The sequence below is a fragment of the Corynebacterium sp. TAE3-ERU12 genome (assembly GCF_019209905.1).
In the GTDB taxonomy this organism is placed as follows: domain Bacteria; phylum Actinomycetota; class Actinomycetes; order Mycobacteriales; family Mycobacteriaceae; genus Corynebacterium.
The window spans coordinates 1,217,998-1,230,901 of record NZ_JAHUTM010000001.1; the positions used below are offsets into that span (position 1 = coordinate 1,217,998).

Genomic DNA, 12,904 nt, shown 5'->3' on the forward strand with positions numbered 1-12,904 from the left:
CTCATGCCCCGTCGTACAGATATCAACCACGTCCTGGTCATCGGCTCCGGCCCGATCGTTATTGGCCAGGCCTGCGAGTTCGACTATTCCGGCACCCAGGCTTGTCGCGTGCTGCGCGAAGAAGGCCTGCGGGTGACGCTGATTAACTCGAACCCGGCGACGATTATGACCGACCCGGAGTTCGCCGACCACACCTATATTGAGCCGATCCAGCCGGGCTATATCGAGAAGATTTTCGCCAAGGAGCAGGCCGAAGGCCACCCCATTGATGCGGTGCTTGCCACCCTGGGCGGCCAGACGGCCCTGAATGCGGCTATCCAGCTGGACCGGGCCGGCATTCTCGACAAGTACAACGTGGAGCTCATTGGCGCCGATATTCCCGCTATTCAGCGCGGTGAGGATCGCCAGAAGTTCAAGGATATTGTTGCCTCCATTGGTGGCGAGTCCGCCCGCTCGAAGGTTTGCCACAATATGGACGAGGTCCACGAGACTGTGGCTGAGCTGGGCTTGCCCGTTGTGGTGCGCCCCTCGTTCACTATGGGTGGCTTGGGTTCTGGCCTGGCGTTTACCAATGAGGACTTAGAACGTATCGCCGGTGGTGGCTTGGCGGCCTCCCCGGAGGCCAATGTGCTCATTGAGGAATCCATCCTGGGCTGGAAGGAATTCGAGCTGGAGCTGATGCGCGATGGGGATGACAATGTCGTCGTCATCTGCTCGATTGAAAATGTGGATGCCCTTGGTGTGCACACCGGTGATTCGGTGACTGTCGCCCCGGCGATGACCTTGACCGACCGCGAGTACCAGACCATGCGTGACCAGGGCATTGCCATTTTGCGTGAGGTTGGTGTGGCCACTGGTGGTTGCAATATCCAGTTCGCCATTAATCCCGATGATGGTCGCCTGATCACTATTGAGATGAACCCGCGGGTGTCGCGGTCTTCGGCGTTGGCGTCGAAGGCCACCGGCTTCCCGATCGCCAAGATCGCCGCGAAGCTGGCCATTGGCTACACCCTGGATGAGATCACCAATGACATCACCCGCGAGACTCCGGCTGCTTTTGAGCCGGTGCAGGATTACGTCATTGTCAAGGCCCCGCGCTTTGCCTTTGAGAAGTTCCCCGGCGCTGATGACACCCTGACCACCACGATGAAGTCCGTCGGTGAGGCCATGGCGATTGGCCGTAACTACACCAGTGCACTGGGCAAGGTGATGCGTTCGTTGGAGTCGAAGCCGTCTGGTTTCTGGACGACCTCGGATGAGTACATTGCCGGTGAGCGTGCTGGTGATGTCACTGCCATCCTCGATGATCTGCGTCGCCCGACAGAGGGCCGTATTTACGACGTGGAGATGGCGATGCGCCTGGGCGCCTCTATTGAGCAGGTGCATGAGGCTTCTGGCCTTGACCCGTGGTTCCTGTCTGAGATGGAGAACCTGCAGGATATCCGCGCTGCTGTGCTTGATGCCCCGGTGTTGACTGAGGATCTGCTGCGTGAGGCGAAGTACTGGGGGCTTTCCGACGCCCAGATCGCCGCGCTGCGCCCTGAGTTCGCTGGCGAGGAGGGTATTCGTTCGCTGCGCTGGCGCCTTGGTGTGCACCCGGTGTTTAAGACTGTGGACACCTGTGCCGCCGAGTTTGAGGCCGCCACCCCGTACCACTACTCCTCCTATGAGCTGGACCCGAATGCTGAGTCTGAGGTGGCCCCGCAGACTGAGCGGGACAAGGTCATCATTCTTGGCTCTGGCCCGAACCGGATTGGCCAGGGCATCGAGTTCGACTACTCCTGCGTGCACGCGGCCCTGGAGTTGTCCCGGGTGGGTTATGAGACTGTCATGGTCAACTGCAACCCGGAGACTGTCTCCACTGACTACGACACCGCGGATCGTCTCTACTTTGAGCCGTTGACCTTCGAGGATGTTATGGAGGTCTACCATGCCGAGTCGCAGTCGGGCACTGTTGCTGGCGTGATTGTGCAGCTCGGTGGCCAGACTCCGTTGGGTCTTGCCCAGCAGCTTGCCGACGCTGGTGTCCCCATCGTCGGTACCAGCCCGGAGGCCATTGACCTGGCCGAGGATCGCGGCGAGTTCGGCACTGTGTTGGAGAAGGCCAACCTGCCGGCACCGCAGTTCGGTACTGCCACGACGTTCGCTGCCGCCAAGGCGGTGGCTGCCTCTATTGGGTACCCGGTGCTGGTGCGCCCGTCGTATGTACTTGGTGGCCGGGGCATGGAGATTGTCTACGACGAGGAGACTCTCGAGGACTACATCAACCGCGCCACGGAGCTTTCCACGGACCACCCGGTGTTGGTGGACCGCTTCTTGGATAACGCGATCGAGATCGACGTCGATGCTCTGTGTGATGGCGAGGAGGTCTACCTCGGTGGTGTGATGGAGCATATTGAGGAGGCCGGTATTCACTCCGGTGACTCCGCTTGTGCGCTGCCTCCGATGACGTTGGGTGGCGACACCATCGAGCGGGTTCGGGAGGCCACTGCGGCGCTGGCGAAGGGGATTGGCGTCAATGGCCTGATGAATGTGCAGTACGCCTTGAAGGACGACACTTTGTACGTCATTGAGGCCAACCCGCGTGCTTCGCGCACGGTGCCGTTCGTGTCGAAGGCCACCTCGGTGCCGTTGGCGAAGGCCGCTGCCCGCGTGATGTTGGGCGCAACTATCGCCGATCTGCGTGCGGAGAAGATGCTGCCGGACTCCGGCGATGGCACGGACCTGCCGCCGGATACCCCGATTGCGGTGAAGGAAGCGGTCATGCCGTTTAACCGTTTCCGCCGCCCCGATGGCAAGGAGTTGGATTCGCTGCTGAGCCCGGAGATGAAGTCCACTGGTGAGGTCATGGGCCGCGCCGGTGATTTCGGTGCTGCCTTCGCGAAGTCCCAGGCCGCTGCTTATGGTGAGCTGCCGACGCAGGGCACTGTGTTTGTGTCCTTGGCCAACCGCGATAAGCGCACCTTGGTGTTCCCGATTCAGCGTCTGGCTGGTCTTGGTTTCCATATTTTGGCTACTCAGGGCACTGCGTCAATGCTGCGTCGCAATGGCATTGATTGCGAGTTGGTGAATAAGTACACCGCTGATGGCCCGGAGGTCGAGGGCGAGCCCACCATTGTCGATGCGATTCGTGCTGGCCGGGTGGACCTGATTATTAACACTCCGGTTGGTTCGGCTGGTTCGCGTTCCGACGGCTACGAGATTCGTGCTGCTGCGGTGTCGATGAACGTGCCGTGTGTGACCACCGTCCAGGGCGCGGTCGCTGCTGTGCAGGGCATTGAAGCGGTGCTGAATAACGAGACCGATGTGATGGCCTTGCAGGACCTGGTTTCTGCCGGTGTACCTGCCGATGCTGAGTCGACGGAGACGGAGTAGCCCCATCATGGAGCCCTTTGGCGCCCGGCTTGCAGCTGTTACCGCCCAGCGCGGTCGGCTGTGCGCCGGGATTGACCCGCACCCGAACCTGCTGCAGCAGTGGGGTTTGACCGCTGATGCCGATGGCCTGCGAGCCTTTAGTCGCACCTGCATTGAGGCGTTTGGTGATATTGCCGCGCTGATTAAGCCGCAGGTGGCGTTATTTGAGGAGTACGGGTCGGCGGGTATCGCCGTGCTTGAGCAGACCTTGGGTGATATTCACGCCACTGGGGCCTTATCGGTCGCTGATGCCAAGCGTGGCGATATTGGGTCCACGATGGCCGCCTATGCCCGGGCGTGGCTTAGCGCTGATTCCCCGTTGGCCTGCGACAGTGTGACGGTGTCGCCGTATTTGGGGTTCGGCTCGGTGCAGCCGGCCATTGATCTTGCCGTCGAGCAGGGCAGGGGTGTGTTTGTTCTGGCGGCGACCTCGAACCCGGAGGGCGCGAGTATTCAGCGTGCTACCCGGGATGGGGTTCGGGTGGATCAGTCGGTTATTGACCAGGCTGGTCGGGTTAATGCTGAGTACGCGGCAGCTGGGGAGTGCGGCCCGGTCGGTGTGGTCGTGGGCGCTACCTTGGCGGACCCGCCGCAGCTTGATGAGTTGCGTGGTGCGGTATTGATGCCGGGTGTGGGTGCGCAGGGCGCTACTGCTGCTGATGTGGCTCGGATTGCTGGTGGGGTGGCCCGTTTCGCGTTGCCCAATATCTCCCGCGGGATTCTTTCTCAGGGCCCAGATCTTGTGTCTCTGCGTGAGGCTGCAGTCAAGGCTCGGACTGATTTCTCGGTGTGAACTGGGCAAAACGCCGCCCCAGTATTTAGCCCATTTCAGAGTCGGTGTTATCATTCCTCGAGTAAGCGCTGGCCGGGCCGGTTGACTTTTCCCACTAGGGAGGGGCTACTCTCGGCTAGCGCATTACCGCGAACAATGTTGCGCGGTGACGACAAGCTAACTGTCTCGCCAGCTAATATTGTCGAGACGTCATATTCCAGATCCCCTAGAAATAACGGAGGAACCCGTGGCCCTTCCGCAGTTGACCCCGGAGCAGCGTGCAGCCGCGCTCGAGAAGGCCGCTCAGGCCCGCAAGGTCCGCGCCGAACTTAAGGACAAGCTCAAGCGTGGCGCAACCGATCTTCCCGAGGTCCTGAAGCAGGCCGACGAGGATGAGATCGTCGGCAAGATGAAGGTCTCCGCCCTGCTCGAAGCCCTCCCCAAGGTCGGCAAGGTCAAGGCTCAGGAAATCATGAGCGACCTCGAGATCGCCCAGACCCGCCGCCTGCGTGGTCTTGGCGAGCGCCAGCGTCGCGCTCTGCTGGAGCGCTTCGGCTTCTCCGCCGAGGACTAATCCGATGACTGACGACGGCGCATCCCGCTTCGTCGTCCTCTCCGGCCCAGCCGGGGTGGGCAAATCGACCGTGGTGTCTGCACTGCGGCGCACTGTGCCCAACCTGTATTTCAGTGTTTCCATGACAACTCGGGTACCTCGCCCCGGCGAGGTTGAGGGCAAGGATTATTTCTTTGTCTCTCCCGAGGCGTTCCAGGAACGCATTGATGCTGGTGAGATGCTGGAGTGGGCTGATATTCACGGCGGTATGCAACGTTCCGGTACGCCGCGGCAGCCTGTCGCGCAGGCTTTGGCCGATGGTCGTCCGGTCTTGTGTGAGGTTGACCTCGCCGGGGCTCGGAATATCCGTTCGGCTATGCCGGAGGCTCGCCTGGTGTTCTTGGCCCCGCCGAACTGGGAGGTGCTTGTTGAGCGCCTCACTGGCCGGGGGACTGAGGATCAGGCGGCGATTGATCGTCGCCTCCAGACGGCCCGTAATGAGCTCGCCGCCCAAGACGAATTTGATGTTGTCGTTGTCAACGATGATGTCGATGGCGCTATTGCGCGTATTGCCGCTGAACTCGGCCATACCGCTTAAATAGCGTTAACCACAGCAACGTAGAAGGAAGACTTCCTAGTGACCCAGCAGACCATCCCCACCCCGGAAGCTGTTTTCGATCCGCCGGTCGGTATTACCAACCCGCCGATCGATGAGCTTCTGGACAAGGTCTCGTCGAAGTACGCCCTGGTGATCTTCGCTGCGAAGCGCGCTCGCCAGATCAACGACTTCTACCGCCAGATTGACGAGGGCATGTTGGAGTTCGTTGGCCCCCTGCTGACCCCAGGTGCAGCTGAGAAGCCGCTGTCTATCGCATTGCGCGAAGTCAACGCTGGCCTTCTTGAGCACACTGAGGGCTAAGAGGTTTTCCGCAGCGATGAGCTCGACTGTAGCCGCCGGTCCCCGCCGTATTGTCGTCGGAGTTTCCGGCGGCATTGCTGCGTATAAGGCCTGTCACCTCATCCGCTACTTCACTGAGCGGGGCGATTCGGTGCAGGTTGTGCCCACTGAGGCGGCATTGAATTTTGTGGGCGCCGCCACTTTTGAGGCGCTGTCCGGAAACCCGGTGAGCACCACTGTTTTCTCCGCTGTCGACGAGGTACGCCATGTGCGCGTCGGCAAGGACGCTGACCTCGTCGTCATTGCCCCAGCAACAGCGGATCTTATGGCCCGGGCCGCTCAGGGCCGCGCCGATGATCTGCTCACCGCGACGTTATTGACCGCGACCTGCCCGGTTGTGTTCGCCCCGGCGATGCACACCGAGATGTGGAATAACCCGGCTACGCAGGACAATGTGGCCACGTTGCGTCGGCATGGCCATATTGTGCTTGAGCCAGCTCATGGGCGTTTGACTGGTAGCGATACTGGGCCGGGCCGGCTGCCGGAGCCGGAACATATCGGCTTTATGGCCGATCTTGCCTATGAGCGCCCCGATGCGCTCACCCGGGATCTTGAGGGCCGCAAGTTCGTTATTTCCGCTGGTGGTACCCGGGAGGCGTTGGACCCGGTGCGGTTTTTGGGCAATCACTCCTCGGGTCGGCAGGGGTATGCGCTTGCCGACGTTGCGGTCCACCGCGGCGCTGAGGTGACGCTTGTGTCGTGTGCGGTGGACCGGCTGCCGGACCCGCCTGGGGCGAAAGTGCACCATGTGGTCTCTGCCGTGGAGTTGGCCGAGGCCATGCGTTCTTACGCGTCAGATGCTGATGTGGTGGTGATGGCGGCTGCGGTCGCGGATTTCCGCCCGACGGAGATCTCCGGTTCGAAGTTGAAGAAGGGGCAGTCTTCTGCGCGTCTGGCTCATCTGGAGCTAACTGAGAACCCGGATATTCTGCAGGGCCTGGTCCAGCAGCGTGACGGACGCGGTGGTGCCAAGCCGGTGATTGTTGGCTTCGCCGCGGAGACCGGTGATGAGGATGCGTCGCCGGTGGATTATGCGCAACGCAAGCTCCGTAAGAAGGGCTGCGACCTGCTGATGTGCAATGACGTTTCTGGTGGGGCGACCTTTGGTGCTGCTGATAACGCAGGTTGGTTGCTCACCGGTGGTCAGCAGGGCGGCGATATTACTGTCACTGAGGTGCAGCACGGTTCGAAGCGGGCTGTTGCGGCTGCGATTATTGACGCGGTTATTCCGTTATTGCCCTAGGGGCCGATACCCCTGAGGGGTTGGCCCCACAGCTGGATTCTGAACCGCTTAGTCTATACTATTGCGAGCGGCTGACCGCAGGGTCATCTCGCACGCCCACTAGGAAAGGCATAGACACCGTGACTGGACGCCTCCGACTCTTCTCCAGTGAATCCGTCACCGAGGGACACCCAGACAAGATCTGTGATGCCATCTCGGACTCGATTCTCGACGCAATGCTGGATCAAGATCGCTTCGCCCGCGTCGCCGTGGAGACTGTGGTCACCACCGGCCTCGTGCATGTCGTCGGTGAGGTATCCACCAGCGCCTACGTCGATATCGCCGGCATTGTGCGCGCCAAACTGCGCGATATCGGCTTCGACTCTTCGGAGAAAGGCTTCGACGGCACCACCTGTGGCGTGTCCATCTCTATTGGTGAGCAGTCCCCGGAAATTTCCGATGGCGTCACCGATTCGCTGGAGTACCGCACCGATTCTGATGCCGCCCATGAGGATGAGCGTGCCGGGGCTGGCGACCAGGGCCTGATGTTTGGTTATGCCGTGCGTGAAACCCCGGAGCTGATGCCGCTGCCGATTGGTTTGGCACACCGCCTGGCCCGCCGCCTGACCGAGGTCCGCAAGGACGGCACTCTGGATTATTTGCGTCCCGACGGCAAAACCCAGGTCACTGTCGGCTACGACGAGGACAATAAGCCCGTCGAGCTGGACACTGTGGTGATCTCCACCCAGCACAATCCGGGCATTACCCATGAGCAGCTCGAACGCGACCTCCGCGAGCATGTTATCGATCACGTGCTCGCCGAGGATGGCTTGCCGACGCTGGATATTTCCGCGCTGACGTTGTTAATCAACCCCTCTGGTTCCTTTGTGCTGGGCGGCCCGATGGGTGATGCCGGTCTTACTGGCCGCAAGGTGATCGTCGATACCTACGGCGGCATGGCCCGGCATGGTGGCGGTGCTTTTTCCGGTAAGGACCCGTCGAAGGTGGACCGTTCTGCGGCCTATGCGACGCGGTGGGTGGCGAAGAATGTTGTCGCCGCGGGCCTGGCTGACCGGGTGGAGGTTCAGGTGGCTTACGCGATTGGTCGAGCTAATCCCGTCGGCATGTACGTGGAGACCTTCGGCACTGAGACCGTGGCCCCGGAGATCATTGAGAAGGCCATTGCGGAGGTCTTTGACCTGCGTCCGGCCGCTATTATCCGGGAGTTGGATTTGCGCCGCCCGATTTATTCACCGACTGCGGCCTATGGCCACTTTGGGCGCACCGATGTGGAGCTGCCCTGGGAGCGCCTGGACCGGGTGGACGCGCTGCGCGCAGCCGCCGGGGTCCGCTAGGCACCACCGGGTGGCGCACCACTACCATCGGGGGTCATGACCGCCGCGCCGCACATCCCTGCTGACCTTCGGGTCGCCCGGGTGTTGCCGCTGCTTGGGTTACCGCACCTGGATCGCACTTTCGACTACCGCGTGCCCGACGATATGGATGCCGCGGCGCAGCCGGGGGTGCGGGTCCGGGTGCGTTTTGCTGGGCGGCTTACCGACGCCATCGTCATCGAACGCGGCACCACAACAGACCATGCCGGCCAGCTCGCCAGCCTGCAGTCGGTCTTGTCCCCGGAGGTGGTCTACCCGGACCGGTTGGCCGAATTGGTCAATGTGCTAGCTGACTACACCGGTGGGGTGCGCTCAGACATTATCCGGTCCGCGATTCCGGGGCGGCATGCCCGGGTGGAGAAAAGCCGCGCTGGCCTGCAGCCGCCCACCTGGGAAGAGCTTGGGCCAGCCGAGGGTTCCGCCACAGGCCCTGATATTGACCTATCCGGGTGGGATAGCTACGCCTGGGCTGGGTCTTTTATTGGTGCAGTTGGTGCCGGCAAACCGGTGCGTGCTGCCTGGCATCCAGCCCCTGGGGAGGACCCGTACGCCCGTCTAGCCGAATTAGCCGCCGTTACTGCCATTAAGGGCGGTGGGGTGTTGTTGGTGGTGCCCGATCAGCGTCGCGTGGACCGGATGGAAGCTGCGTTGCGTGCCCATGTCGGTGCTAAGCAGGTGACGGTGTTAACCGCTGAGCTGGGCCCGGAGGCCCGCTACCGGCGGTATCTGGATATTGTGCATGGCAGTGCCCGCATTGTCGTCGGCACCCGCTCTGCGGCTTTCGCCCCGGTGGTGAATCTGCGCTTGGCGGTGGTCGTTGACGATGGTGATGACAATCTTGTCGACCAACGCGCCCCGTACGCCCATGCCCGTGAGGTGACGGTTTTGCGTTCGGTTGTGGAGCGCTGCGCCTGGCTTTGTGCCTCCTGGGCGCGCACCACGGAGGTGCAGCAGCTCGTTGATCGTGGGTGGGCTGGGACGTTGGTGCCCACGGTGGCGGCGTTGACTGAACGCGCTCCGCAGCTGTTGGCTGCCTCGGATACGTCCACCGACCCGGACAATATCGCCCCCGGCAGATTACCGGCGTCGGCTTTTAAGGCAGCCCGGGCGGCGCTTCGCGATGGCGCCCCGGTGTTGGTGCAGGTCCCGCGCAAGGGGTATCAGCCAAGTCTGGCGTGTGGGAAATGCGGGGCGGCGAGTCGCTGCCGGGCATGTAATGGCCCGTTAGAGATCCCGCAGCGCCCCGATGGCAGTCGCGATGATACTGCTCAGGCGATGGCTCCGGCGTGTCGCTGGTGTGGGCGAATTGATGGGCGGCACCGGTGCGGCGAGTGCGGTTCGCCGAGAATCCGGGCCGTGGTGACCGGTTCGGAGCGCACCGCCGAAGAGCTGGGTCGCACGTTCGCGCCGCATAAAGTTGTGGCCTCCTCAGGTGAGCGCATTGTGGAGGAGATCCAGCCTGGGCCTCAGGTTGTGGTGTGCACCCCAGGCGCTGAGCCGCGTGTCGACGGCGGCTATGGGGCGGTGTTGCTATTGGATACGTGGGCGATGCTGGGCCGGCAGGATTTGCGTGCCAGCGAGGACGCGTTGGCCAACTGGGTGCGCGCGGCTGCGCTGGCCCGGCCGGCGACTGCGGGTGGGGCGGTAGTCATTGCCGCCGATGCTGCTGTCCCCGTGGTGACGGACCTGCTGAACTGGGATATTGTTGGCGCGGCGGGACGGGAATTAGCTGAGCGCACCGCCGCCCAGTTGCCGCCGGCAGTCCAGTTGGCGGCTGTGGACGGCACCCCTGCTGCCATTAATCGCTTTCTTGATGATGCCGAGCTGCCCGAGGCGGCGACGGTTTTAGGCCCGGTGCCGTTGCCTGCTGGGTCGCGCCCGCCGCCGGGGATGGATGCCGCCGATACCCGCCGGATTCTGGTGCGGGTACCGCATGGTCAGGGCCGCAGGCTGGGCCGGGCGTTGCGCACTGCGGCTGCTACCCGGGCATTAGATCGTTGTGAGCCGCCGGTGCGGGTGATGATGGACCCGCTGCGAATCGGTTAGCGGCAGCGCTGTTGGCGGTGCTGCTGCGCAACTGTCTGGGGTCTGCCCCCTAGGCGCTACCATGGGGTGCCTGAGTGGCGGTGTTATCTCGCTTCGCCGACTAGTTAAGGAGACCTCGTCTATGCGGATTGTGTTCGCCGGTACCCCTGAGGCCGCTGTGCCATCGCTTCGTGCTCTGCTGGCTGCCCAGCACCACGATATTGTTGGGGTGCTCACCCGCCCGGATGCGCGGGTGGGGCGTGGCCGCAAGCTACGGCCGTCGCCGGTGCGCGAGGTCGCTGCCGAAGCTGGGGTGGAGGTTCTTACTCCGTCGAGCCTGCGTGGTGAGGCCAGTGAACAGACCCGGCACCGCCTGCAGGAACTGGCGCCGGATTGTATTGCGGTGGTTGCCTATGGCCAGCTGGTGCCGCCTGATTTGCTGGATCTGCCCACCCACGGCTGGGTGAATCTGCACTTCTCCTTATTGCCGGCCTATCGGGGTGCCGCCCCGGTGCAGGCCGCGATTGCGCGTGGTGATGACATCACTGGTGCCTCGACATTCCGTATTGAAGAAGGCCTCGATACTGGCCCGGTTTTCGGCCGGGTGACTGAGACGATCCGGAACAGCGATACCTCTGGTGATCTTCTAGAGCGTCTTGCTGTGTCCGGCGCGGATTTGCTGGTGGCCACTATGGATGGGTTGGACTCTGGTGCCTTGCGCCCCGAAGCCCAGCCCGATGTTGATGTCAGCTATGCGGCGAAGATCACCACTGAGGATGCCCGGGTGGACTGGTCGCTGCCGGCCCATGTCATCGATCGGCAGGTTCGTGCGCACAGCCCGGCCCCGGGTGCGTGGACGATGCTGGGCGCCGACCGGCTCAAGCTTGGCCCGGTGCGTCTGGTCGATGGCGGCGAGGATCTTCCGGCCGGCCAGATTCGGGTGCAGAAGCGCACGGTGTTGGTCGGCACTGGGTCGGGCCCGGTGGAGCTGAGCCAGGTGCAGGTGCCTGGGAAGAAGATGATGGCGGCGGGGGACTGGGCTAATGGCGCCCAGCCTGATGGAAAGGCGTTGAGCTAGATGGCACAGGGCAATTCGGGGCGGAATCCGCGCGGTGGTTTCCGCAGTAGTTCCCGGTCGCATCAGTCCCGTCCTGCTAAGACCGGTGGTGGCAATGGTGGCAGGCAGCGGAAGCAGGGCAATCACACAGTCAGTGTGGACCCGGCCCGCCAGGTTGCGCTGGAGGTCCTCACCCAGGTCAGTCAGCGTGGCGCCTACGCGAACCTGGTGCTGCCGCAGTTGCTGCGCAAACGCAAAATTTCTGGCCGCGATGCGGCGTTTGCTACCGAACTTACCTATGGCACGCTGCGTGCCCAGGGTTTAGCAGATGCGATCCTCAACGAGGTGTCGGACCGCCCAGTAGACCGGATGGACCCGGCGGTGCTGGATATTTTGCGCCTGGGTGTTTACCAATTGTTGCGCACTCGCGTCGGTGTGCACGCCGCGGTGGATACGTCGGTGGCGTCGTGCCGCACGGTGGGCCAGGGTTCTGCCACGGGGTTTGTGAATGCCATTTTGCGCAAGGTTTCGCACCGTGATGAGCAGCAGTGGGTCGATATTGTGGCCCCGGATCGGACTGTTGACCCGGTGGGTTATGTTGCCACGAAGTTCTGCCATCCCCGGTGGATTGCGGAGGCTTTTGCGCAGGCTTTGGGTGCTCAGGCTGGTGAGCTTGCCGACGCTTTGGCCGCCGATGATGCCCGCCCGAAGGTGCATTTGGCTGCCCGGCCCGGTGAGATCAGTGCTGAGGAATTGGCCCTGATCACTGGTGGGCAGGAGGGTTCGTATTCCCCGTACGCGGTGTATTTGGATTCTGGTGACCCCGGGGATCTGGATGTGGTGCGCCAGCATATGGCGGCTGTCCAGGACGAGGGTTCGCAGCTTATTGCTCGCGCTACCTGCACTGCAGCCACCGAGGGCGCCGATAATGGGCGTTGGTTGGATCTGTGTGCCGGCCCCGGCGGTAAGGCCGCGATGATGGGTGCCTTGGCTGGTATTGATGGCGCGCATGTGGATGCGGTGGAGGTCTCCGATACCCGCGCGGAGCTGGTGCGTAATGCCACCAGTGGTCTTCCGGTGACGGTGCATATCGGCGATGGGCGCGATCCGGGTTTAGATGGCGGCTATGACCGGGTGCTCGTGGATGCCCCGTGTTCGGGTTTGGGCGCATTGCGGCGTCGCCCTGAGGCGCGGTGGCGGAAGCAGCCTTCGGATTTGGTGGGCTTGACCACTCTGCAGTCGGAGCTTCTGGCCAGCGCGGTGCAGCTGACCCGCCCGGGCGGGGTGATTGTGTATTCGACGTGTTCGCCGCATTTGCGGGAGACCCGCGCCATCGTCGATAAGGCGGTGCGTTCCTTCGGCCTGGTGGAATTAGCCGCCGAGGAACTGGTCGCCCCGATGAGCGATACGGGCACGGAGCAGTCGGTGCAGATGTGGCCGCACCGGCATGGCACGGACGCCATGTTCTTCGCGGTGCTGCGTGTTCCTACTGATCGGGCGTAGCCCGGC

General features: G+C 62.7%; 10 protein-coding genes. All 10 read left to right on the forward strand.

Features of this window, described 5'->3' with window-relative positions:
* The first annotated feature begins 3 nt into the window (after positions 1 to 3).
* A complete protein-coding gene (gene carB, locus KRX51_RS05580) occupies positions 4 to 3,375 on the forward strand; it encodes a carbamoyl-phosphate synthase large subunit (RefSeq protein ID WP_218362000.1) in 3,372 nt (1,123 codons plus the stop codon).
* A 4-nt stretch (positions 3,376 to 3,379) separates the two neighbouring features.
* Entirely contained in the window at positions 3,380 to 4,207 is an 828-nt protein-coding gene (pyrF, locus tag KRX51_RS05585) for an orotidine-5'-phosphate decarboxylase (RefSeq protein WP_370625052.1), read from the forward strand.
* A 226-nt stretch (positions 4,208 to 4,433) separates the two neighbouring features.
* The gene (gene mihF, locus KRX51_RS05590) at positions 4,434 to 4,760 is read left to right on the forward strand and encodes an integration host factor, actinobacterial type (protein ID WP_218362002.1); all 327 of its coding nucleotides are present in this window, start codon (positions 4,434 to 4,436) and stop codon (positions 4,758 to 4,760) included.
* A gap of 4 nt (positions 4,761 to 4,764) precedes the next feature.
* A complete protein-coding gene (gene gmk, locus KRX51_RS05595; protein WP_218362003.1) occupies positions 4,765 to 5,337 on the forward strand; it encodes a guanylate kinase in 573 nt (190 codons plus the stop codon).
* A gap of 39 nt (positions 5,338 to 5,376) precedes the next feature.
* Positions 5,377 to 5,658 carry a DNA-directed RNA polymerase subunit omega gene (gene rpoZ / locus KRX51_RS05600; RefSeq protein ID WP_218362004.1) on the forward strand — a complete coding sequence of 94 codons (282 nt, stop codon included), beginning with the start codon at positions 5,377 to 5,379 and terminating at the stop codon, positions 5,656 to 5,658.
* A 16-nt stretch (positions 5,659 to 5,674) separates the two neighbouring features.
* Positions 5,675 to 6,940: a bifunctional phosphopantothenoylcysteine decarboxylase/phosphopantothenate--cysteine ligase CoaBC gene (gene coaBC, locus KRX51_RS05605; RefSeq protein WP_218362006.1), complete on the forward strand. Its 1,266-nt coding sequence runs from the start codon at positions 5,675 to 5,677 to the stop codon at positions 6,938 to 6,940.
* Positions 6,941 to 7,059: 119 nt separating this feature from the next.
* Complete coding sequence (gene metK, locus KRX51_RS05610; protein WP_218362008.1) at positions 7,060 to 8,274, forward strand: methionine adenosyltransferase; 1,215 nt, start codon at positions 7,060 to 7,062, stop codon at positions 8,272 to 8,274.
* Between the two features lie 36 nt (positions 8,275 to 8,310).
* Positions 8,311 to 10,359, forward strand: a complete 2,049-nt coding sequence (locus tag KRX51_RS05615; protein WP_218362009.1) for a primosomal protein N' — start codon at positions 8,311 to 8,313, stop codon at positions 10,357 to 10,359.
* 121 nt (positions 10,360 to 10,480) lie between these two features.
* Complete coding sequence (fmt, locus tag KRX51_RS05620) at positions 10,481 to 11,416, forward strand: methionyl-tRNA formyltransferase (RefSeq protein ID WP_218362010.1); 936 nt, start codon at positions 10,481 to 10,483, stop codon at positions 11,414 to 11,416.
* Entirely contained in the window at positions 11,417 to 12,898 is a 1,482-nt protein-coding gene (locus KRX51_RS05625) for an RsmB/NOP family class I SAM-dependent RNA methyltransferase (protein ID WP_218362011.1), read from the forward strand.
* Positions 12,899 to 12,904: the final 6 nt, after the last annotated feature.